General features: G+C 65.5%; 18 protein-coding genes. 2 read left to right on the top strand and 16 right to left on the bottom strand.

Annotated elements, in window-relative coordinates; translation table 11 throughout:
• Window positions 1-47: 47 nt before the first annotated feature.
• Window positions 48-1,562 (bottom strand): exopolyphosphatase, encoded by a 1,515-nt coding sequence (gene ppx, locus AC0KUR_RS23045; RefSeq protein ID WP_034186666.1) that lies wholly within the window; start codon window positions 1,560-1,562, stop codon window positions 48-50.
• Window positions 1,563-1,841: 279 nt separating this feature from the next.
• On the opposite strand from ppx, the gene ppk1 reads away from it, so the two are divergent.
• Entirely contained in the window at window positions 1,842-3,905 is a 2,064-nt protein-coding gene (gene ppk1, locus AC0KUR_RS23040) for a polyphosphate kinase 1 (protein WP_473376458.1), read from the top strand.
• 95 nt (window positions 3,906-4,000) lie between these two features.
• On the opposite strand, the gene phoR is transcribed toward ppk1, so the two are convergent.
• The 11 genes from phoR to AC0KUR_RS22985 form a co-directional block, all read right to left on the bottom strand.
• Entirely contained in the window at window positions 4,001-5,320 is a 1,320-nt protein-coding gene (phoR, locus tag AC0KUR_RS23035; protein ID WP_034186664.1) for a phosphate regulon sensor histidine kinase PhoR, read from the bottom strand.
• A 57-nt stretch (window positions 5,321-5,377) separates the two neighbouring features.
• On the bottom strand, window positions 5,378-6,079 hold the full coding sequence (gene phoB, locus AC0KUR_RS23030; RefSeq protein WP_006750313.1) for a phosphate regulon transcriptional regulator PhoB: 702 nt from the start codon (window positions 6,077-6,079) through the stop codon (window positions 5,378-5,380).
• 32 nt (window positions 6,080-6,111) lie between these two features.
• Window positions 6,112-6,816, bottom strand: coding sequence for a phosphate signaling complex protein PhoU (gene phoU / locus AC0KUR_RS23025; protein WP_034186663.1), 705 nt, complete (start codon window positions 6,814-6,816; stop codon window positions 6,112-6,114).
• Window positions 6,817-6,834: 18 nt separating this feature from the next.
• Window positions 6,835-7,683, bottom strand: a complete 849-nt coding sequence (gene pstB, locus AC0KUR_RS23020) for a phosphate ABC transporter ATP-binding protein PstB (protein WP_034186662.1) — start codon at window positions 7,681-7,683, stop codon at window positions 6,835-6,837.
• Window positions 7,684-7,698: 15 nt separating this feature from the next.
• Window positions 7,699-8,592 carry a phosphate ABC transporter permease PstA gene (gene pstA, locus AC0KUR_RS23015; protein ID WP_034186661.1) on the bottom strand — a complete coding sequence of 298 codons (894 nt, stop codon included), beginning with the start codon at window positions 8,590-8,592 and terminating at the stop codon, window positions 7,699-7,701.
• Window positions 8,589-9,572: a phosphate ABC transporter permease PstC gene (gene pstC / locus AC0KUR_RS23010; protein WP_059557054.1), complete on the bottom strand. Its 984-nt coding sequence runs from the start codon at window positions 9,570-9,572 to the stop codon at window positions 8,589-8,591. Before pstC ends, pstA begins: the two co-directional genes overlap by 4 nt.
• Window positions 9,573-9,666: 94 nt before the next feature.
• The gene (pstS, locus tag AC0KUR_RS23005; protein WP_034186659.1) at window positions 9,667-10,701 is read right to left on the bottom strand and encodes a phosphate ABC transporter substrate-binding protein PstS; all 1,035 of its coding nucleotides are present in this window, start codon (window positions 10,699-10,701) and stop codon (window positions 9,667-9,669) included.
• Window positions 10,702-11,166: 465 nt separating this feature from the next.
• A complete protein-coding gene (gene glmM, locus AC0KUR_RS23000; protein ID WP_124609554.1) occupies window positions 11,167-12,522 on the bottom strand; it encodes a phosphoglucosamine mutase in 1,356 nt (451 codons plus the stop codon).
• Between the two features lie 27 nt (window positions 12,523-12,549).
• Window positions 12,550-13,359, bottom strand: a complete 810-nt coding sequence (folP, locus tag AC0KUR_RS22995; protein WP_437341336.1) for a dihydropteroate synthase — start codon at window positions 13,357-13,359, stop codon at window positions 12,550-12,552.
• Between the two features lie 162 nt (window positions 13,360-13,521).
• Entirely contained in the window at window positions 13,522-15,420 is a 1,899-nt protein-coding gene (ftsH, locus tag AC0KUR_RS22990) for an ATP-dependent zinc metalloprotease FtsH (protein ID WP_034186656.1), read from the bottom strand.
• A 166-nt stretch (window positions 15,421-15,586) separates the two neighbouring features.
• Window positions 15,587-16,249, bottom strand: coding sequence for an RlmE family RNA methyltransferase (locus AC0KUR_RS22985; protein ID WP_034186655.1), 663 nt, complete (start codon window positions 16,247-16,249; stop codon window positions 15,587-15,589).
• A gap of 193 nt (window positions 16,250-16,442) precedes the next feature.
• Between AC0KUR_RS22985 and AC0KUR_RS22980 the strand changes: the two genes are divergently transcribed.
• Window positions 16,443-16,970, top strand: coding sequence for a YhbY family RNA-binding protein (locus AC0KUR_RS22980; RefSeq protein WP_034186654.1), 528 nt, complete (start codon window positions 16,443-16,445; stop codon window positions 16,968-16,970).
• Between the two features lie 48 nt (window positions 16,971-17,018).
• On the opposite strand, the gene AC0KUR_RS22975 is transcribed toward AC0KUR_RS22980, so the two are convergent.
• From AC0KUR_RS22975 to leuE, 4 genes are all read right to left on the bottom strand, one after another.
• Window positions 17,019-17,477, bottom strand: a complete 459-nt coding sequence (locus tag AC0KUR_RS22975) for a DUF4149 domain-containing protein (protein ID WP_473376465.1) — start codon at window positions 17,475-17,477, stop codon at window positions 17,019-17,021.
• 14 nt (window positions 17,478-17,491) lie between these two features.
• Complete coding sequence (gene greA / locus AC0KUR_RS22970) at window positions 17,492-17,968, bottom strand: transcription elongation factor GreA (protein ID WP_021163362.1); 477 nt, start codon at window positions 17,966-17,968, stop codon at window positions 17,492-17,494.
• Between the two features lie 118 nt (window positions 17,969-18,086).
• A complete protein-coding gene (gene carB, locus AC0KUR_RS22965; protein WP_200087379.1) occupies window positions 18,087-21,341 on the bottom strand; it encodes a carbamoyl-phosphate synthase large subunit in 3,255 nt (1,084 codons plus the stop codon).
• Between the two features lie 49 nt (window positions 21,342-21,390).
• Window positions 21,391-22,050 carry a leucine efflux protein LeuE gene (leuE, locus tag AC0KUR_RS22960; protein ID WP_034186651.1) on the bottom strand — a complete coding sequence of 220 codons (660 nt, stop codon included), beginning with the start codon at window positions 22,048-22,050 and terminating at the stop codon, window positions 21,391-21,393.
• Window positions 22,051-22,082: the final 32 nt, after the last annotated feature.

Genomic DNA, 22,082 nt, shown 5'->3' with positions numbered 1-22,082 from the left:
GCCACGCTCCCGCCCCATCAACGGCTTCCAGGCCACGCTTGCGGCCATTACGCGCCGGTGTACACCACGCGATACGGGATCCCGACCTTCTCCCACTCGGCAGCCTCCTGGCTGAGGCTGTAGTCGGTCAACGGATTCTGCTCGACCCACGCGCTCGGCAGGCGCACTTCGTACCCGCCCTTCTTCATCTGCGAAACGGAAATGTCGGGCAGCCCCGCATCGGTCCGGCGCCGGCACAGCAGCGCCGCGAGCCGCAGGCAAAACAGCAGCGGCCACTCGACGTCGCGCGCCTGCGACAGCTTGCCGAGCTTGCCCGCATGACCGAGCACGAGCGCGGCCAGCCGCGCCTGGTCGGTGCGCGAGAAACCCGGCATGTCCGCATTGCTCGCGATATAGGCCGAATGCTTGTGATACGCGCTGTGCGAGATCGACAGGCCGATCTCGTGCAACGCGGCCGCCCAGCCGAGGAACATCCGCCCTTCCTCGCGCGCCTCTTCGTCGTCTTCCTCGAGTTCGTCGTAGAAACGCACCGCAAGCGCACCGATCCGCTCGGCCTGCGCACGATCGACGCCGTAGCGGCGCGTGAAGCCCTCGACGGTCACCGCGCGCATGTCCTCGTGCTGCGTCCGGCCGAGCAGGTCGTACAGCACGCCTAGGCGCAGCGCGCCGTCGGTCGTATCGACGTAATCGACGCCGAGCTCCTCGAACACCGCGAGCATGATCGCGAGGCCGCCGGCGAGCACCGGCACGCGGTCGGGCTTCAACGCGATCAGCTTGAGCCGGTTGACGTTCTCCGACTTGATCAGCGCGCGCTTCAGCCGCTCCAGGCCACCGCGCGAAATGCCGTGCGTGATGCCCGGATCGTTGAATCCGTTCGCCTCGACGAGTTCCGCGAGCGCACGCGCCGTGCCGGACGACCCGATCGCCTGGTCCCAGCCGGCCTTCTTGTACTCGCTCGAAATGATCTGGATCTCGCGCTTGGCCGCGAGTTCGGCCTGCCGCATCGTGTATTCGTCGACGTTGCCGGCCGGAAAGAAGCTGCGGCTGTGGCTCACGCAGCCGATATACAGGCTCTCCATCACGATCGGCGTGTAGTGCGAGCCAATGATGAATTCGGTCGAGCCGCCGCCGATGTCGACGACGAGCCGCTTGCCGGCACTCGCCGGCACCGAGTGCGCGGCGCCCGCATAGATCAGCCGCGCTTCCTCGCGGCCCGCGATCACTTCGATCGGGAAACCGAGCGCCGCTTCGGCCTCGCCGAGAAATTCGGCGGCGTTCTTCGCGACGCGCAGCGTGTTGGTCGCCACCGCGCGCACATGGTCGGGATGAAAATCGCGCAGGCGCTCGCCGAACCGCTTGAGCGCCTCCCAGCCACGCTCCTGCGACGCGCGATCGAGCATCTTGTCGCTCGACAGGCCCGCGGCCAGCCGAACCGGTTCGCGCAACGCGTCGACGGGATAGATCTGGCTGCCCGCCGGCGTTTCCTCGACGCGCCCGACGATCAGCCGGAAGCTGTTCGAGCCGAGATCCACGGCAGCCAGCAAGTGGGGGGTTGTAACCATCAGAAGGGGGCTCCGTGCGCGGTCGCCCGCGGCAGCCGGACCGGCAACCCAGGGCGATCAATCAAAGGCGACATTTTAAGCGTGGAACGCTTGCCGTTACCACGCTTCACGGGTATGCACACTGCTCGATTCCATATAGCCGAAACATTTATGCGACGAAATGGTTAAGGCGTAGAATTTCCCGATATAAATACATGATTGTCATCAGCACGTCATCGTACCGTGAGAGTTTCCGAGCGTCCTTTCGAATCATCGCCTGAACTGCCCCCTACTCTGCCGATGTCCGTCCGTTATCCGCTTCTCAATCGTGAACTCGGCATCCTCGGTTTCAACGAGCGCGTGCTGGCCCAGGCGGCCGATCCGCAAGTCCCGTTGCTCGAGCGCCTCCGCTTCATCTGCATCACCAGCAGCAACCTAGACGAATTCTTCGAAGTCCGGATGGCCGGCCTTCAGGAACAGATCCGCGACAATCCCGGCGCGCTGACGCCCGACGGCATGTCGTTGCAGCACGCTTACGACCTCGTCGTCGAACGCGCGCAGCGGCTCGTCCATCGACAGTACACGATGCTGCACGAAACCGTGCTGCCCGCGCTCGAACAGGAAGGCATCTACTTCCACGCGAGCGACACGTGGAACGACGAGCAGCTCGAATGGGCGCGGCGCTACTTCCTCGACGAGCTGCTGCCCGTGCTGACGCCGATCGGCCTCGATCCGGCCCACCCGTTCCCGCGCGTGCTCAACAAGAGCCTGAACTTCGTCGTCGAGCTCGAAGGCCGCGACGCGTTCGGCCGCCAGGCCGTGATGGGCATCGTGCAGGCGCCGCGTGCGCTGCCGCGTGTCGTGCGCATGCCGCACGCGCTGTCGGGCTTCGAGCACGGCTTCGTGCTGCTGAGTTCGTTCATGCAGCGCTTCGTCGGCGAACTCTTCCCGCAACTCGTCGTGAAGAGCTGCAACCAGTTCCGCATCACGCGCAACAGCGAGCTGTTCGTCGACGAGGACGAAATCACGAACCTGCGCGTCGCGCTGCAGGGCGAGCTGCCCGCACGCCACCTCGGCAACGCGGTGCGTCTCGAAGTGTCGGCCGACACACCGGCGCACATCGTGCGCCGCCTGCTCGAGGAAAGCGAGCTCGGCGAAAAGGACTGCTATCGCGTGGCCGGTTCCGTGAACCTCGTGCGGCTGATGCAGATTCCCGATCTCGTCGACCGCCCCGACCTGAAGTTCGCGCCGTTCACCGCGTCGACCCCGGCCTCGATCACGAACGCGCCGACGATGTTCGACGCGATCGACGACGGCGACATCCTGCTGCACCACCCGTACGAGAGCTTCCAGCCCGTGCTCGAACTGCTGCAGCAGGCCGCGAGGGACCCGAGCGTCGTCGCGATCAAGCAGACGATCTACCGCACCGGCACCGATTCGCCGCTGATGGACGCGCTGATGGAAGCCGCGCGCAACGGCAAGGAAGTGACCGTCGTCGTCGAGCTGCTCGCGCGCTTCGACGAGGAGACCAACATCAACTGGGCGTCGCAGCTCGAGGCCGTCGGCGCGCATGTCGTGTACGGCGTGGTCGGCCACAAGTGCCACGCGAAGATGATGCTGATCGTGCGGCGCGTCGTGCAGGGCGGCAAGGCATCGCTGCGCCGCTACGTGCACCTCGGCACCGGCAACTACCACCCGCGCACGGCGCGCCTCTACACCGACTTCGGGCTGATGACGGCCGACCAGAAGATCTGCGAGGACGTCCACCACGTTTTCCAGCAACTGACGGGAATCGGCGGCGAGCTCACGCTGCACGAGCTGTGGCAGTCGCCGTTCACGCTGCACCCGCGCATCGTCGACGCGATCGGCACGGAAATCGACAATGCGCGCGCCGGCAAGCGTGCGCGCATCGTCGCGAAGATGAACGCGCTGCTGGAGCCGTCGGTGATCGCCGCGCTGTACGAAGCGTCGCAGGCCGGCGTGAAGGTCGACCTGATCGTGCGCGGCGTCTGCGCGCTGAAGCCCGGCGTGCCGGGGCTGTCGGAAAACATCACGGTGCGCTCGATCGTCGGCCGCTTCCTCGAGCACCACCGGATCTACTACTTCCATGCGGGCGGCGCCGAGGACGTCTATCTGTCGAGCGCCGACTGGATGGACCGCAACCTGTTCCGCCGCGTCGAAGTCGCGTTCCCGGTCCGCGAGCGCAAGCTCAAGCGGCGCGTGATCGCCGAAGGCCTGTCGGTGTGTCTCGGCGACAACCAATCAGCATGGCAGATGCACAGCGACGGCCACTACCGCCGCCGTCGCGCCGGCAAGACGCTCCGCAACGCGCAGCTCGGATTGCTCGCGAAGTTCTGCTCGTGAGCCGTCGGCGCGCCGCCAGTCGCGCGAAGCCTCGCGCATGAAAAAGAGCAGCCCGCGGGCTGCTCTTTTGTTTCGAACGTCGGAACGCTACGCGGTCACGCCTCGTACGCGGCCGGCCGGATCGCGATGACGCGCGAACCCGGGAACCGCGCGGTGAACGTACTGCCGCGCCCTTCCTCGCTCTGCACGTACAGGTGCGCGTCGTGCCGCTGCAGCACGTGCTTGACGATCGCCAGCCCGAGGCCCGTGCCGCCGGTGTCGCGCGAACGGCTGCGGTCGACGCGGTAGAAGCGCTCGGTGAGCCGCGGCAGGTCGGCGGCCGGAATGCCGAAGCCGCTGTCCGTGACGGAAAACACGCCCTGCGCGCCCTCGCGCCGCCACGTGACGACGATCTTGCCGCCTTCCGGCGTATAGCGGATCGCGTTCGTGACGAGGTTCGCGAACGCGCTGAACAGCTCCGTCTGCGCCCCCGTGACGCCGAGCGTCTCGTCGATCATGAACGCGATGTCGTGATGCCCGTTCGACAGCGTCTGCGCATCCTCCTTCAGATGGTCGAACACGGCGCGCATGTCGATCGCGTGATCGAGCGGCGGCTTGCTCTCGCCTTCGAGCTTCGCGAGCACCAGCAGGTCGGTCACGATGTGCCGCATGCGCGACGCCTGCTGCTCCATCATGTCGAGATAACGCGCGCGGTCTTCCTCGTTCAGCGGCAACTCGCGCATCGTCTCGAGAAAGCCCGACAGCACGGTGAGCGGCGTCTTCAGCTCGTGCGACACGTTCGCGACGAAGTCGCGCCGCATCGCGTCGGTGCGTTCGAGCTCGGTGATGTCTTGCGTGAGCAGCAGCTTGCGGTTCTCGCCGTACGGAAACACCTGCACTTCCAGCACGTTCTGCCGCGAGTCGCCCATGCCGCGCATCACGAGCGTCTCGTCGTAAAGCTGCGCGTTCAGGTAGCGGACGAAATCGGGATGGCGCACCAGGTTCGTGATGTGCTGGCGCAGGTCGCGCTTCGCGTCGAGGCCGAAATGAACCTCGGCGATCGCGTTGCACCACTCGATCTGGTCGTGGTCGTCGAGCATCGCGACGCCATTGGGCGACGCCTGGATCGCCTGGATGAAGCGCGAATGCTGCTGCTCGACCTGCCGCACCTGCGCATGCCACTGCTTCGCGAGTTTGTGCAGGCGATAGTAGATTTCGCCCCAGATGCCCGGCGCACTCGGCACTTCGCCGTAGACGGGCGCGTCGAGCAGGCGCCACAGACGCTGCGTATGGAAGGTGCTGAAAAAGCCCTGCGCGACCAGCATCACGACCACGAACACGAGGCCCGCGGTCGGGCCGGCGAAAACGCCGACCAATACGCCGATCAGCACGAGCAGCACGAGCGACACCAGAAAGCGCGCCCAGATGATGTTCATGATTCAGCGTCCGAAAGAATGAACGGCATGCCGTGGCACACGGCATGCGCGGATACGTTACGCGTGCTTGGCGAGCCGGTAGCCGCTGCCGCGCACGGTCTCGATCATCGCATCGCAACCGGCCGGTTTCAAGGCCGCGCGCAATCGCTTGATGTGCACGTCGACGGTACGCTCCTCGACGAACACGTGGTCGCCCCATACCTGGTCGAGCAGTTGCGTTCGGCTGTGGACGCGCTCCGGATGCGTCATGAAGAAATGCAGCAAGCGGAACTCGGTCGGGCCGAGATCGAGCTTGATCTCGCTGCCATCGCCGTGCGCGGCGACGCGATGCGTGGCCGGGTCGAGGCGCAGCCCGTTGATCGACACGACGTCCTCGGTCAGCTGCGGCGCACGGCGGCGCAGCACGGCCTTGATCCGCGCCATCAGCTCCTTCGGCGAGAACGGCTTCGTCACGTAGTCGTCCGCGCCGATTTCGAGGCCGAGCACCTTGTCCTGCTCGTCGCCGCGGGCAGTCAGCATGATGATCGGGATGTGCTTGGTCCGTTCGTTGTTGCGCAGGTCGCGCGCGAACGCAATACCGGACTTGCCCGGCAGCATCCAGTCGAGCAGCACGAGATCGGGCAGCACATCGCTGATCAGGTTCTGCGCCTGTTCGGCGTTGTACGCACGGATCGGGCAGTGACCGGCGTGCTGGAGATTCACCGAGATCAGTTCGGAAATCGCGGGCTCATCTTCAACGACGAGAATGTTGCTGGGCATCGGCACCTCTGTTTTTCCTGTGCTGGGTCGTATTAACTGTTGGCTTCACGGTCGAGCGTGTCGCGCGGCTGGTGCCGCACGTCCGTGCCCTTCACGATGTAGATGATAAATTCGGCGATGTTCTTCGCGTGGTCGCCGATCCGCTCGATCGCCTTCGCGATGAACAGGTACTCGAGGCCGACCGAGATCGTGCGCGGATCTTCCTGCATGTACGACACGAGCTTGCGCACGAACGCGCGGAATTCCAGGTCGATCTCCTTGTCGTCCTTGACGATCTGCGCGGCCGCGACCGTGTCGAGGCGCGCAAACGCGTCGAGCGCGCGGCGCAGGATCGTCACGGCCATCTCGCCCGACACCTTGATCTCGGCGATGTTGACCGCGCGCGCGGCCGGCTCGTCGACCAGGCGGCGCACGCGCTTGGCGATCTTCTCGGCCTCGTCGCCGGCGCGCTCGAGGTTCGTAATCGTTTTCGAAATCGACATCAAAAGGCGCAGGTCGCGCGCGGCCGGCTGCCTCCGCGCGATGATGTTGCCGCACTCCTGGTCGATGTCGACTTCCATCGCGTTCAGCGTTTCCTCGGCCGCGATCACCTTCTCGGCCGTCTCGCGGTCGAACTCGTTCAGCGCGTACATCGCGCCGACGATCTGCGACTCGACGAGGCCGCCCATTTCCAGCACTTTCGACGACACGGCATTCAGGTCCGCATCGAACTGGCTCGACAGATGTTTATCCGACATGGCTGTTGTTCTCCGTCATCAACCGAAACGGCCGGTGATGTAGTCTTCCGTTTCCTTGCGCACCGGCTTGATGAAGATCTTTTCGGTCTCGCCGAACTCGATCAGCTCGCCCAGGTACATGTAGGCCGTGTAATCCGAGCAGCGTGCGGCCTGCTGCATGTTGTGCGTGACGATCACGACCGTGTAGTCGCTCTTCAGCTCCGCGATCAGCTCTTCGATGCGGCCCGTCGAGATCGGGTCGAGCGCCGAGCACGGCTCGTCGAGCAGCAGCACTTCCGGACGGATCGCAATGCCGCGCGCGATGCACAGGCGCTGCTGCTGGCCGCCCGACAGGCCGTAGCCGCTCTGGCCCAGCTTGTCCTTCACTTCGTTCCACAGTGCAGCCTTCGTGAGCGCCCATTCGACGCGGTCGTCCATTTCCGAGCGCGTGAGCTTTTCGAACATCTTCACGCCGAACGCGATGTTGTCGTAGATCGACATCGGGAACGGGGTCGGCTTCTGGAACACCATGCCGATCCGCGCGCGCAGCAGCGAGATGTCGCGCTTCGTCGTCAGCAGGTTCTCGCCGTCCATCAGGATTTCGCCTTCGGCGCGCTGCTCCGGGTAGAGCGCGAACATCTTGTTGAACGTGCGCAGCAGCGTCGACTTGCCGCAACCCGACGGGCCGATGAACGCGGTCACCTTGCCGTCCGGAATACGCAGGTTGATGTTCTTCAGCGCATGGAACTTGTTGTAGAAGAAGTTGAGGTTGTTGACCTCGATCTTCGCGTTCAGCGGCGCGAGCGGGCGATCGTTCGCCGCGTCATGCGTGCCGGCCGGCGCAGCGGTGCGCTCGACGGGATTCAGGTGGCTCTCTGCCATATTCATCGGATTGCTCCGCCGTTACTTTTTCGAGAAGATCGAGCGCGCCAGGACGTTGAGTCCGAGCACCCCGAGCGTAATCAGGAACACGCCCGCCCATGCGAGCGACTGCCACTCCGCGAACGGGCTCATCGCGAACTTGTAGATCGTGACCGGCAGGTTCGCCATCGGCTGGCTCATGTCCCACGAGAAGAACTGGTTCGACAGCGCGGTGAACAGCAACGGCGCCGTTTCGCCGGCAATCCGTGCGACCGCGAGCAGCACGCCCGTCACGATCCCGCCGACGGATGCGCGCAGCGTGATCTTCAGCACCATCCGCCACTTCGGCGTACCGAGCGCGAAGGCCGCTTCGCGCAGCGCATTCGGCACGAGCTTCAGCATGTTCTCGGTCGTGCGGATCACGATCGGAATCTGCAGCAGGGCGAGCGCGATGACGCCGGCCCAGCCCGAGAAGCGTCCCGATTTCGCCACGACGATCGCGTACACGAACAGGCCGATGACGATCGACGGCGCCGACAGCAGGATGTCGTTGATGAAGCGGATCGTGCTCGCCAGCAGGTTCTTCTGGCCGTATTCGGCGAGATAGACGCCCGCGAGGATGCCGATCGGCGTGCCGACCAGCGTGCCGAATCCGCACAGCAGCAGGCTGCCGACGATCGCGTTCGCGAGACCGCCGCCTTCCGTGTTCGGCGCCGGCGTCGATTCGGTGAACAGCTGCAGCGACAGGCCGCCGATACCGAGGTGCACCGTCGTGTAGAGAATCCACACGAGCCACAGCAGGCCGAACGCCATCGCGCCGAGCGACGCGGTAAGCGCGATCGCGTTGATCGCCTTGCGCTTGCGCTGCAGGCGGTTGCGCATCGCGTCGAGCACGGCGCCGTCGGCTCCCGGGAAATTCATGATGGGCTCGCTCATTTCTTGCCCTCTCCCTTCTCGAGACGAAGCAGCAGCAGTTTGGAGATGGACAGCACGATGAACGTGATCACGAAGAGAATCAGGCCGAGTTCCATCAGCGCGGACGTATGCAGGCCCGGCTGCGCTTCGGCGAATTCGTTCGCGAGCGCCGACGTGATGCTGTTGCCCGGCGCGAACAGCGATACGCTGTCGAGCAGGTTGGTGTTGCCGATCACGAAGGTCACGGCCATCGTTTCGCCGAGCGCGCGGCCGAGGCCGAGCATCACGCCGCCGATCACGCCGGTCTTCGTGTAGGGCAGCACGACCTTCCACATCACTTCCCAGGTCGTGCAGCCGATCCCGTACGCGGATTCCTTCAGCAGCACGGGCGTGACCTCGAACACGTCGCGCATCACCGACGCGATGTACGGGATGATCATGATCGCGAGGATCACGCCGGCCGCGAGGATGCCGATGCCGATCGGCGGGCCCGCCGTCAGCGGACCGAGCACCCAGACGTCCTTGAACAGGCGGCCGATCGGCTTCTGGAAGTATTCGGCGAAGATCGGCGCGAACACGAGCAGGCCCCACATGCCGTACACGATCGACGGAATCGCGGCGAGCAGCTCGATCGCGATGCCGAGCGGGCGGCGCAGCCAGACGGGCGACAATTCGGTGAGGAACAGTGCGATGCCGAAGCTGACGGGCACCGCGATGACGAGCGCAATGAGCGACGTCACGATCGTGCCGTAGATCGGCACGAGTGCGCCGTAGATGTCCGAGTTGGGATCCCACTCGGATTGCCACAGGAAGCCGAGGCCGAACTTCTCGATGGTCGGCATCGACGCAACGATCAGGGAAACGATGATCCCGCCCAGCAGCAGCAGGGTCACGATCGCGGCGAGCCGAGCGAGGCCGCCGAACAGGACATCCCCGAGACGACCCGGCGCGCGCTGCGCACCGTCGGACGATCGGGAGGACGTGTAGGAAATATCAGACATGGGTGCCTGCTTTTGATCGCCGGGCGCCATGACGCCCGGCTTTACCGCACACACTGCCCGGCCGGCGCGGCCGGGCAGCGAACCGCTGCATTGCTTACTCGGCGGCGACCGCCTTGCCCGAAGCGTCCGTCACCTTCGTCTTCCACTGCTTGCGGATTTCCGTCTCGACCGCCGACGGCAGCGAGATGTAGTCGAGGCTGTCGGCAGCCTTCTCGCCGTTCTTGAACGCCCAGCTGAAGAACTTCAGCGTTTCGGCGCCCTGCTCCGGCTTGTCCTGCTTCGCGTGCAGCAGCACGAACGTCGCGCCGACGACCGGCCATGCGTCCTTGCCCGGCTGGTTCGTCAGGATCTGGTAGAACGACTTCGACCAGTTCGCGCCGGCCGCGGCCGCCTTGAACGTTTCCGTCTTCGGCTCGACCACCGTGCCCGTCGAGTTCTTCAGGGCCGTGTAGACCATGTTGTTCTTCTTCGCGTACGCCCATTCGACGTAGCCGATCGCGCCCGGCAGGCGCTGCACGAAGGCCGCGACGCCGTCGTTGCCCTTGCCGCCCGTGCCCGTCGGCCAGTTGACCGTCGTGCCTTCGCCGATCTTCGACTTCCACTCGTCGTTGACCTTCGACAGGTAGTTCGTCCAGATGAAGCTGGTGCCCGAACCGTCAGCGCGGCGAACCACGGCGATGTCCGTATCCGGCAGCTTGACCTTCGGGTTCAGCGCGGCGATCGCCGGGTCGTTCCACTTCTTGATCTTGCCGAGGTAGATGTCGCCGAGCACCGGGCCCGACAGCGTCAGTTCGCCGGCCTTCACGCCCGGCACGTTGACGACCGGCACCACGCCGCCGACCACCGTCGGGAACTGGAACAGGCCTTCCTTCGCAAGCTCTTCATCCTTCAGCGGAGCGTCCGAACCGGCAAAATCGACCGTCTTCGCGATGATCTGCTTCAGGCCGCCCGACGAGCCGATGCCCTGGTAGTTGACCTTCGAACCGCCGGACTGCTGGTAGTCGGCAGCCCATTTCGTATAGATCGGCATCGCGAACGTGCTGCCTGCGCCCGTGATGTCGGCAGCGTGGGCGGCGACGGCGAAAAGCGCGCCAGCCAGGCCGGCAATCGCGGTTTGCATCAATTTCATGAGACCTCCAGTGTGTGAGCGGATGACTACGGCACCGCGAAGGTTAGGGGCTCCTCATGACGGTAATGTGACAATCGATGAAACTGGCGTGACAGTAACATGACTGGTTGAAAGGGAATAGCGAGGGGGCGCGGGCGGCGCCTGGGCGGCACCGGAACGGCCATGGCGGCAAGAATTGCCTGCCTGGCAAGGACCGAGCGGACACCCGATTCGCGGGTGGACCGGCGGATCGCCGCGGGGCGCCGGCGATGCGGGAAGCCCTGCCGGTGGCGGGCTGGATATCCGGGGTCGGAGGATTTATCTGGTCGGAAGCATGCGCGTGCGGAAACACACGCCCAAAACACATCTATATATATCGCAAACCTTTGCGCCTGACGAAATGGCGGCGCCCCGAAGGCGCCGCCTGGTCATTCGTCGAAACGCCGGCGCGCGGGCGACGGGACTGCCGCGCGCCGCCACCCCGCATCAGGTTGTCGCGGCGCGCACCGCGTCGGCGATCGTCTCCGCATGGCGCACCGCCTCGGCCGCCTGCTGCGCCTCGACCATCACGCGCAGCACGGGCTCGGTGCCCGATGCGCGGATCAGCACGCGGCCGCGGCCGGCGAGCGCGGCCTCCGCCGCGTCGATCGCCGCGCGAATCGATGCGCTGCCCTTCCAGTCGGCACCCGGCTTCATCCGCACGTTGATCAGCTTCTGCGGGAACAGCGTGACGCCGTCGAGCATCTGCGCGAGCGTACGGCCGCCGCGCTTCAGCGCGGCCAGCACGAGCAGCGCCGACACGATGCCGTCGCCGGTCGAATGCCGGTCGAGCGACAGGATGTGGCCCGACCCTTCCGCGCCGAGCTGCCAGCCGTGTTCGCGCAACTGCTCGAGCACGTAGCGGTCGCCGACCGCCGCGCGGACGAACTTCACGCCCTCGCGTTGCAACGCGACTTCGACCGCGAGGTTCGTCATCAGCGTGCCGACCGCGCCGTCGACCTTGCCGTCCGTCGCGATCCGGTCCTTCACGAGCACGTAGAGGAGTTCGTCGCCGTTGTACAGGCGACCGGTCGAATCGACGACCTGCAGGCGGTCCGCATCGCCGTCAAGCGCAATGCCGAGATCGGCGTGGTTCGCCCGCACCGCGCGCACGAGCGCGTCCGGCGCGGTCGCACCGACGCCGTCGTTGATGTTGAAGCCGTTCGGCGCGACGCCGATCGGGATCACGTCCGCGCCAAGCTCGTGGAATACGTGCGGCGCGATCTGGTAGGCGGCGCCGTGCGCGCAATCGATCACGAGCTTCAGCCCGCGCAGGTCGAACGCGGCCGGGAACGTGCTCTTGCAGAACTCGATGTAGCGGCCTGCCGCGTCGTCGAGGCGGCGCGCCTTGCCGAGGCCGTCGGACGACGCGCACTCGAGCGGCTTGTCGAGCCACGCTTCGATCGCGGCTTCCGTGTCGTCGGGCAGCTTGTTGCCGTCAGCCGAGAAAAACTTGATCCCGTTGTCGTGATACGGGTTGTGCGATGCACTGATCACGACACCGGCCGACAGGCGCAGCGCGCGCGTCAGGTACGCGACGCCCGGCGTCGGCATCGGGCCGGCCAGCATCACGTCGACGCCCGCCGCCGAGAAGCCGGCCTCGAGTGCGGCCTCGAGCATGTAGCCCGACACGCGGGTGTCCTTGCCGATCAGCACGGTCGGACGCGCGCCCGCCGCGACGTCGGCCGAACCGGCCAGCACCTTGCCCGCCGCATAACCGAGACGCAACACGAAATCCGGTGTGATGGGTGCCTCGCCCACCGTGCCGCGAATGCCGTCCGTGCCGAAATATCGACGTCCCATGGGATCCTTTCTCCTTCGTCTTTTGACTTATCGTTGCCGCGCGGCTTCGCGCACGGCATTCCACACTTTCAATGCATCGACCGTCGCCGCGACGTCGTGCACGCGCACGATCGCGGCACCGCGCCCGACCGCGCACAACGCGGCGGCCACGCTCGCCGCGACGCGCTCCATCGGCGGCTTGCCGCCGATCACCGCGCCGAGCATCGACTTGCGCGACATGCCCGCGAGTATCGGATATGCCCGCCCGTCGGGCCGCAGGGGTGCCGTGTCCGGCAACGCGGCCAGCAGCGCATAGTTGTCGTCGACGACCGCCTTGCCGAACCCGAAACCGGGATCGACGCAGATCCGCTCCGGGGCAATGCCCGCGTCGCGCAGCGCCTGCGCACGCACGGCGAGAAAATCGCGCACGTCGGTCACCACATCGCCGTAGTCGGGTTCGCCGACCTGCATCGTCTGCGGCTCGCCGAGCATGTGCATCGCGCACAGTCCGCTGTTGCCCTCGCGCACCGCGTCGATCGCGCCTGGCTGGCGGAACCCCCAGATGTCGTTGATCAGGTCCGCGCCGGCGGCCAGCGCCGCGCGCATCACGGCCGGCTTGTACGTGTCGATCGACAGCGGAACGTTCAGCGGCCGCAGCGCCTCGACGAGCGGAATCACGCGCGCCAGCTCCTCGTCGAGCGGCACGGGCGGTGCGCCAGGGCGCGTCGATTCGCCGCCGATGTCAAGGATATCCGCGCCGTCGGCAATCATCCGCTCGGCCTGGCGCAGCGCATCGTCGCGCGCGAGGAAGCGGCCGCCGTCGGAGAACGAATCGGGCGTGGCGTTGAGGATGCCCATCACGAGCGGGCGCTCGAACGTCAGCTCGAAGCGGCCGCACTGGAGGGGCGCGGGAATGAACGGGGACACAGCGGAATCGGACACGAGCGACTGGCGTGGATGAATGCAAAACGGGCCGGTGTGAAGCCACACCAGCCCGTGAACGGTGCTAAAGCGGAGAGATTACGCCGCCGGCGTAGCCGGCGCCGGTGCGTTGCCGGGCTTGACCTCGGCGCTGCTGCCACCGCCCGACGAATCGCCGCCGACCGCCGCCGAGCTCTTCGGCGAACGCGGCGGACGACCTTCCATGATGTCGTTGATCTGATCGGCGTCGATCGTCTCCCACTCCATCAGGGCGGCCGTCATCGCCTCGACCTTGTCGCGGTTCTCCTCGAGCAGACGGCGCGCAAGGCCGTACTGCTCGTCGAGCACGCGGCGGATTTCCGAGTCGACCTTCTGCTGCGTCGCTTCCGAAATCGTGCGCGTGAAACCGCGGCCGAACGGCGATGCATCGTTTTCGTCGTCGACGTAGACCATCGGCCCGAGCGCGTCGGTCATGCCGAAACGGGCGACCATCGCACGCGCCGTCTGCGTCGCCTTGTTGAAGTCGTCCGATGCGCCGGTACTGACGAGGTTCATGAACAGCTCTTCCGCCACGCGGCCACCGAACAGGATCGCGAGGCGATCCATCAGGTAGTCCTTCGAGTACGTCTCGTTGTCGTGCTCCGGCAACTGCCACGTGACGCCCAGCGCACGGCCGCGCGGAATGATCGTGACCTTGTGCACGGGGTCGGCCTTCGGCAGCAGCTTCGCGATCACCGCGTGGCCCGACTCGTGATACGCGGTCGCACGCTTCGCTTCCTCGCGGATCACGGCCGACTTGCGCTCCGGACCCATGAAGATCTTGTCCTTCGCGTCCTCGAAGTCCTGCATCTCGACGATGCGCTTGCCGCGGCGGGCGGCGAACAGCGCGGCTTCGTTCACGAGGTTCGCGAGATCGGCGCCGGAGAAGCCCGGCGTGCCGCGTGCGATGACGGCCGCGTCGACGTCGTTCGCGATCGGTACCTTGCGCAGGTGCACGCGCATGATCTGCTCGCGGCCGCGGATGTCCGGCAGGCCGACATAGACCTGGCGGTCGAAACGGCCCGGACGCAGCAGCGCCTTGTCGAGCACGTCGGAACGGTTGGTCGCGGCGATCACGATCACGCCGGAGTTCGCCTCGAAGCCGTCCATCTCGACGAGCATCTGGTTCAGCGTCTGCTCGCGCTCGTCGTTGCCGCCGCCCATGCCGGCGCCGCGATGACGGCCGACCGCATCGATTTCGTCGATGAACACGATACACGGTGCATGCTTCTTCGCCTGCTCGAACATGTCGCGCACACGGGCCGCACCGACGCCGACGAACATTTCGACGAAGTCCGAACCCGAGATGCTGAAGAACGGCACCTTCGCTTCACCGGCGATCGCGCGGGCCAGCAGCGTCTTGCCGGTACCCGGCGGGCCGACCAGCAGCACGCCGCGCGGAATGCGGCCGCCCAGCTTCTGGAATTTCTGCGGATCGCGCAGGAAGTCGACGAGCTCGGACACTTCTTCCTTCGCTTCGTCGCAGCCCGCGACGTCGGAGAAGTTCACCGCGTTGTTGTTCTCGTCGATCAGCCGCGCACGCGATTTCCCGAACGAGAATGCGCCGCCTTTGCCGCCTCCCTGCATCTGCCTCATCATGTAGAACCAGAACACGATGATCAGGATCGTCGGCCCGAGGTAGTACAGCGCGGACATCAGCGCGTTCGGCTCGTCGTCGGCCTTGCCGCTGACCTGCACGCCGTACTTCATCAGATCGCCGACCATCCAGATGTCGCCGGGCGACACGATCTGGTATTTCTGGCCATCAGCCGGAGTGACGGTGAGGTTGCGCCCCTGAACGATGACGTTCTTGACCTTGCCGTTCTTGGCGTCGTCCATGAACTGCGAATAGGACACGCCTTCCTGGACGCGGGGCTTGTCGAACTGCTTGAACACCGTAAACAGCACCAGTGCGATCACCAGCCACACCGCTGCCTTCGAAAACATATTGTTGTTCAAAGCACCACTCCTTCACTCGTAGACGAGCGCCTACATTTTCCTTGCGGCGCCCCTCGGTCATTCTAATCCAGTCCGACCACCCCCGCCATAAGCATTGACAACCGCCGCGATAGCGCTTCGCTTGTCTGGCAAGGGCCGGAGCCCGTTTGCGGTATCCCGCTCCGCGTCACCGCGGATGCTTCAGATGCCGACCCAAAATGAACGTTTCGGACGATTTGTCGCGGGACGCCTTCGGCTTGCGCGGCGCGACGGTCTTAAACTGCTGTTTGAATTTCTCGACGATCTGGCTGTAGCCGCTGCCGTGAAAGCACTTCACGAGCAGCGCACCGTCCGGCTTCAGATGATTCTGCGCGAATTCGAGCGCCAGATCGCAGAGATGCTCGATGCGCGCCGCGTCTGCCGAGGCCACGCCGGAGAGGTTGGGGGCCATGTCGGAAATAACAAGGTCCACCGCGCGCCCTTCGAGCACTTCTTCGAGCTGGTGAAGGACATCGTCCTCGCGGAAGTCGCCCTGGAGAAAGTGGACGTCGGCGATCGGCTCCATCGGCAGGATGTCGAGCGCCACGATCGTGCCGTCGATGCCGCCTTCGCGCTCCGCGTCACGCTTCTTGCCCTGCGCGAGCTTGTTGCGGGCATACTGGCTCCAGCTGCCCGGCGTCGCGCCGAGGTCGACGATCACCTGGCCCGGACGGATCAGCTTGTCCTGCTCGTCGATTTCCTTCAGCTTGTACGCGGCGCGCGCGCGATAGCCCTCCCGCTGCGCCATTTTGACGTACGGGTCGTTGATGTGGTCGTGCAGCCAGTGCTGGTTGAAGCGGTTTTTTGCCATTCGAGAGAGAGATTGCTGCCAATTGCTTCGTGAAGCCGCGCTTTTAGCGGATAATACGCGTCTTCTTCGCGCGGCTGCGGCCCCTTTTCAGGCCCAAGCCGCGATTTTACGTGGTTTCGGCGCACGGCTGACGCGGTAACTTCCCGCGATCGCCATTCAGTCAGCGCGCCCTTATTTAGATTTCGACATTCCCATGCCCGCCCTTTCGCTTTCTCCCGCCGAGCGCTCCGCGCTGCGCTCCCAGGCCCATGCGCTCAAGCCCGTCGTGCTGATCGGCGCCGAAGGGCTGACCGACGCCGTGCTGAAGGAAATCAAGGTGCACCTCAACGCGCACCAGCTGATCAAGATCCGCGTGTTCGGCGACGAACGCGACGAGCGCATCGCGATCTACGACGAGATCTGCGACCGCCTGAGCGCCGCGCCGATCCAGCACATCGGCAAGCTGCTGGTGATCTGGAAGCCCGAAGCCGCCGCGGCGGCCCCGGCCCGCGGCCGTCGTGCCGGCACGCTGCCGAGCGCGGCCGAAGCCGCCGACGACAGGAAAGGCCGCGCACCGCGCACCGTCAAGGTCGTCAAGGTGTCGCCGAACGCGAGCCCCGTGCGTCGCCCGAAGCCGACGAAGGTCGTCGTGCGCGGTAACGAGCGCGTGACGGCCGGCGGCAACGTGAAGCGTGCGAAAAAGCGCCAGGCCAGCACCAAGCGGCCGTTCCAGGACAAGTAATCACGCATGCGGCACGGGCCATCCCGTGCCGCGCTGCCCGCGCGGCGCTCAGACGTCGCGTGCCGGCAGACGCCAGATCAGCATCAGCCCCAGCACGCTCTCAACGAGGTAGAACACGCTCGAGACGCCGTGCAGCATCCCGAAGCGGCTTGCATACGGCGAATTCGCGATATCGGTACCCGCCTCCATCGCGGCCACCCGCAGCGCGTTCATGAACGGCTGCAGCGCAAAATACCCGACCAGCACGCACCCGACCATCGCGGCGACGACCCAGCGCACGCGGCGATATTCGCTGCTGCCGCGCCGCACCTGCTGGTTCGACAGCGCGAGCAGCAGCACGCCGCACACGACGCCGAGGATCGCCTCGATACGGAACAGCTGGGCGGCGACCGAACCGGCCGTCATCCGCTCCAGCGTCTTGAACAATACGGGCGCGACCGCATACCCGATCGTCAGCAGGCTGCCGACCCACACGGCCGACAGCAGGCGGAACACGCGATGCGGCATCACGTCGCCCCGCTTCAGATGTAGCTGACCGAGATGATTTCGTACTCGCGCACGCCGCTCGGCGCCTGCACGGCCGCGACGTCGCCTTCGGACTTGCCGATCAGCGCGCGCGCGATCGGCGAGCTGACCGAGATCAGGCCGTGATCGATGTCGGCTTCGTCGTCGCCGACGATCTGGTACTTGACGGTGTCGCCCGATTCGAGATCCTCGAGCTCGACGGTCGACGCGAAGACCACGCGGCCTTCCGCGTCGAGCACGGTGGGATCGATGACCTGCGCGGCCGACAGCTTCGATTCGATTTCCGCGATACGACCCTCGATGAAGCCCTGCTTTTCCTTCGCGGCATCGTATTCGGCGTTTTCGGACAGGTCGCCCTGTGCGCGGGCCTCCGCGATCGCGTTGATCACGGCCGGCCGCTCGACGGACTTGAGGCGCTGCAATTCATCGCGCAGTTGCTCCGCGCCACGCTTTGTCAACGGAATGGTGCTCATAAACGGCTCAATCGCTAAAAACGGCTTTAAAAAAAATCACCGCGATTAAGCGCGTTTCCGATGCACTGGAAACACCGCCTAATCGCGGCACGTGTTGCTTCGACAGGTAACTGACTGCTTAGTTTAGGCGAGCGTGAAGACCTTGTAAATCATAGACTTCCAGATCCTTCAGGTAGCGCAAGCCTTCGACGGCCGCGCGCGCGCCCGACATCGTCGTGTAGTACGTGACCTTGTGCGCCTGCGCGCTCATGCGGATCGAGCGCGAATCGGCGATCGCCTGGCGCGTCTCGTCGACGGTCGTGAACACGAGGGCGATCTCGCCGTTCTTGATCATGTCGACGATGTGCGGACGGCCGTCCTTCACCTTGTTCACGACCTTCACCGGCACGCCGGCCGCTTCGATCGCGGCAGCCGTCCCCTTCGTCGCGACGATCGGGTAGCCGAGGTCGTGCAGCATGCGCGCGACTTCGACGGCCTTCGGCTTATCCGCGTCCATCACGGTCAGCAGCACCGTGCCCGACTCCGGCAGGCGCGAGCCGGCCGCGAGCTGCGACTTGAACAGCGCTTCGCCGAACGTCTGGCCGACGCCCATCACTTCGCCGGTCGAGCGCATTTCAGGCCCGAGGACCGGATCGACGGTCGGGAACTTGACGAACGGGAACACGGCCTCCTTCACGCTGAAGTACGGCGGCTCGACTTCCTTCGTCACGCCCTGCTGCGCGAGCTTCTGGCCGACCATCGCGCGCGCCGCGATCTTCGCGAGCGGCAGGCTGGTCGCCTTCGACACGTACGGCACCGTGCGCGATGCGCGCGGGTTCACTTCCAGCACGTAGATGATGTCCTGCTTCGAACCGTCCGCCTGCGGCACCTGCTGGATCGCGAACTGCACGTTCATCAGGCCGACCACGTTCAGCGCCTTCGCCATCGCGCCCGTCTGGCGCTTCAGCTCGGCCACGGTTTCCTTCGACAGCGAGTACGGCGGCAGCGAGCATGCCGAGTCGCCCGAGTGGACGCCCGCCTGCTCGATGTGCTCCATCACGCCGCCGATGAACACGGCTTCGCCGTCGCAGATGCAGTCGACGTCGCATTCGATCGCGTCGTTCAGGAAGCGGTCGAGCAGCACCGGCGAATCGTTCGACACCTTCACGGCCTCGCGCATGTAGCGCTCGAGGTCGCGCGGCTCGTGGACGATTTCCATCGCGCGGCCGCCCAGCACGTACGACGGGCGCACGACGAGCGGGTAGCCGATTTCGTCCGCGAGCGCGAGCGCTTCGTCTTCGGCGCGCGCGGTGCGGTTCGGCGGCTGGCGCAGGCCGAGGTCCTGCAGCAGCTTCTGGAAGCGCTCGCGGTCTTCGGCCGCGTCGATCATGTCCGGCGACGTGCCGACGATCGGCACGCCGTGCGCCTCGAGGTCGAGCGCGAGCTTCAGCGGCGTCTGGCCGCCGTACTGGACGATCACGCCGACCGGCTTTTCCTTGTCGACGATCTCGAGCACGTCTTCGAGCGTCAGCGGCTCGAAGTACAGGCGGTCGGACGTGTCATAGTCGGTCGACACCGTTTCCGGGTTGCAGTTGACCATGATCGTTTCGTAGCCGTCCTCGCGCATCGCGAGCGCCGCGTGCACGCAGCAGTAGTCGAACTCGATGCCCTGGCCGATCCGGTTCGGGCCGCCGCCCAGCACCATGATCTTCTTGTTGGTGGTCGGCTGCGCCTCGCACTCTTCCTCGTAGGTCGAGTACATGTACGCCGTCTTCGTCGCGAATTCGGCCGCGCAGGTGTCGACGCGCTTGTAGACCGGGCGCACGTTCAGTTCGATACGACGCTTGCGCACGTCTTCCGGCGTCGCGCCGAGCAACTTCGCGAGGCGGCGGTCGGAGAAGCCGCTCTGCTTCAGGTAGCGCAGCTCGTCGAACGTCAGCGACGCGAGCGTGCGGCCCGACAGCGCCTTTTCCTTCAGGATGATCTGCTCGATCTGCTCGAGGAACCACGGGTCGATCGCGGTTTCCGCGAAGATTTCCTCGGCCGTCATGCCGATGCGGAATGCGTCGCCCACGTACCAGATGCGGTCCGGGCCCGGCTCGTGGATCTCGATCGCGATCTCGTCGCGGTTGGTCGACTTCTCGTCGAGACCGTCGACGCCGACCTCGAGGCCGCGCAGCGCCTTCTGGAACGATTCCTGGAACGTGCGGCCGATCGCCATCACTTCGCCGACCGACTTCATCTGCGTGGTGAGGCGCGAATCGGCTTCACGGAACTTCTCGAACGCGAAACGCGGGATCTTCGTGACGACGTAGTCGATCGTCGGCTCGAACGACGCCGGCGTCTGGCCGCCGGTGATTTCGTTCTTCAGCTCGTCGAGCGTGTAGCCGACCGCCAGCTTCGCGGCGACCTTCGCGATCGGGAAGCCCGTCGCCTTCGATGCGAGCGCCGACGAACGCGACACGCGCGGGTTCATTTCGATGACGACCATGCGGCCGTCCTTCGGGTTGATCGAGAACTGCACGTTCGAGCCGCCGGTGTCGACGCCGATCTCGCGCAGCACCGCGAGCGATGCGTTGCGCAGGATCTGGTATTCCTTGTCGGTGAGCGTCTGCGCCGGCGCGACCGTGATCGAGTCGCCGGTGTGCACGCCCATCGGGTCGAGGTTCTCGATCGAGCAGACGATGATGCAGTTGTCGGCGCGGTCGCGCACGACTTCCATCTCGTATTCCTTCCAGCCGAGCAGCGACTCTTCGATCAGCAGCTCGCGCGTGGGCGACAGGTCGAGACCGCGCTTGCAGATCTCCTCGAACTCCTCGCGGTTGTACGCGATGCCGCCGCCCGAGCCGCCGAGCGTGAACGACGGACGGATCACGACCGGGTAGCCGCTGCCGCCGGTGCCGGCCATGATCTCGGCATGCACCTGGGTCGCCTCTTCCATCGAGTGCGCGATGCCCGACTTCGCGGAGCCGAGACCGATCTTGGTCATCGCTTCCTTGAACTTCTGGCGGTCTTCCGCCTTGTCGATCGCTTCCGGCGACGCGCCGATCAGCTCGACGCCGAACTTCTCGAGCACGCCGTGGTGATGCAGGTCGAGCGCGCAGTTCAGCGCGGTCTGGCCGCCCATCGTCGGCAGGATCGCGTCCGGGCGCTCCTTCTCGATGATGCGTGCGACGACTTCCCACGTGATCGGCTCGATGTAGGTCACGTCGGCCGTGTTCGGGTCGGTCATGATCGTCGCCGGGTTGCTGTTGACGAGAATGACCTTGTAGCCCTCCTCACGCAACGCCTTGCAAGCCTGCGCGCCCGAGTAGTCGAACTCGCACGCCTGGCCGATGATGATCGGGCCGGCGCCGATGATGAGGATGCTCTTGATGTCTGTGCGTTTTGGCATGGCTTGTGAATTCAATAAGTAATCGTTGTCGTGGGTCGGCCGGCAGCGCTCAGCTCATGGTCGCGAGCGCAAGCTTCACCGAGAAACCGATGAACAGGCCGCCCACGCTGCTCGCCGCGCCTGCCGCAAGCTTGCGGCGGCGGCGGAAATGCTCGGCGAGCCGCGCGCCCGCGAAGATCAGCGTGCTCAGGTACAGGAAGCTCGCGCATTGCGCGATCGCCCCGAGCACGACGAACGACAGCGCGGGATGCGGAAATGCCGGGTCGACGAACTGGATGAAGAACGAGATGAAGAACAGGATCGCCTTCGGATTCAGCAGGCTCACGATCAGCGCTTTCCGGAAGGGCCGCTCGCCGTCAACCGCCTGCGGCGCATCGACCGGTGCGTCGCCGCGCGCGCGCAGCTTGCGCCACGCGCTGCGCAGCATCCCGGTGCCGATGTACAGCAGATACGCGGCGCCGCCGTACTTGACGACGGAGAACAGCAGCGGGTTCGCCTTCAGCAGCGACGCGACGCCCGCGGCGGACAGCACCATCAGCACCGTATCGCCGACGAACACGCCGCAGGCCGCGCGGTAGCCGGCCTTCACGCCGCGCTGCGCCGCCAGCGACAGCACGTACATCGAGTTCGGTCCCGGCAGCAGGATGATGAAGATCACGCCGAACACGTAGGTCCAGATATCCGTGATGCCGAGTGCGTGGCCGAACATGATGTGAATCTCCCGTCCTTCGGTTGCGTCAG

This window comes from Burkholderia sp. YHN3-13 (genome assembly GCF_055810675.1).
The sequence above is the reverse complement of the archived record's forward strand: the minus strand, read 5'-3'. Positions and strand labels throughout refer to the sequence as shown.

What these genes read in the sequence shown, in the direction of transcription:
- AC0KUR_RS22985 (WP_034186655.1), bottom strand. Translation starts at nt 16,249, where the DNA reads ATGGCAAAAAACCGCTTCAACCAGCACTGGCTGCACGACCACATCAAC.
- phoU (WP_034186663.1), bottom strand. Translation starts at nt 6,816, where the DNA reads ATGTCGGATAAACATCTGTCGAGCCAGTTCGATGCGGACCTGAATGCC.
- AC0KUR_RS22975 (WP_473376465.1), bottom strand. Translation starts at nt 17,477, where the DNA reads ATGCCGCATCGCGTGTTCCGCCTGCTGTCGGCCGTGTGGGTCGGCAGC.
- carB (WP_200087379.1), bottom strand. Translation starts at nt 21,341, where the DNA reads ATGCCAAAACGCACAGACATCAAGAGCATCCTCATCATCGGCGCCGGC.
- pstA (WP_034186661.1), bottom strand. Translation starts at nt 8,592, where the DNA reads ATGAGCGAGCCCATCATGAATTTCCCGGGAGCCGACGGCGCCGTGCTC.
- ppx (WP_034186666.1), bottom strand. Translation starts at nt 1,562, where the DNA reads ATGGTTACAACCCCCCACTTGCTGGCTGCCGTGGATCTCGGCTCGAAC.
- phoR (WP_034186664.1), bottom strand. Translation starts at nt 5,320, where the DNA reads ATGAACATCATCTGGGCGCGCTTTCTGGTGTCGCTCGTGCTGCTCGTG.
- folP (WP_437341336.1), bottom strand. Translation starts at nt 13,359, where the DNA reads ATGGGCATCCTCAACGCCACGCCCGATTCGTTCTCCGACGGCGGCCGC.
- leuE (WP_034186651.1), bottom strand. Translation starts at nt 22,050, where the DNA reads ATGTTCGGCCACGCACTCGGCATCACGGATATCTGGACCTACGTGTTC.
- AC0KUR_RS22980 (WP_034186654.1), top strand. Translation starts at nt 16,443, where the DNA reads ATGCCCGCCCTTTCGCTTTCTCCCGCCGAGCGCTCCGCGCTGCGCTCC.
- ppk1 (WP_473376458.1), top strand. Translation starts at nt 1,842, where the DNA reads ATGTCCGTCCGTTATCCGCTTCTCAATCGTGAACTCGGCATCCTCGGT.
- phoB (WP_006750313.1), bottom strand. Translation starts at nt 6,079, where the DNA reads ATGCCCAGCAACATTCTCGTCGTTGAAGATGAGCCCGCGATTTCCGAA.
- pstS (WP_034186659.1), bottom strand. Translation starts at nt 10,701, where the DNA reads ATGAAATTGATGCAAACCGCGATTGCCGGCCTGGCTGGCGCGCTTTTC.
- pstB (WP_034186662.1), bottom strand. Translation starts at nt 7,683, where the DNA reads ATGAATATGGCAGAGAGCCACCTGAATCCCGTCGAGCGCACCGCTGCG.
- greA (WP_021163362.1), bottom strand. Translation starts at nt 17,968, where the DNA reads ATGAGCACCATTCCGTTGACAAAGCGTGGCGCGGAGCAACTGCGCGAT.
- glmM (WP_124609554.1), bottom strand. Translation starts at nt 12,522, where the DNA reads ATGGGACGTCGATATTTCGGCACGGACGGCATTCGCGGCACGGTGGGC.
- pstC (WP_059557054.1), bottom strand. Translation starts at nt 9,572, where the DNA reads ATGTCTGATATTTCCTACACGTCCTCCCGATCGTCCGACGGTGCGCAG.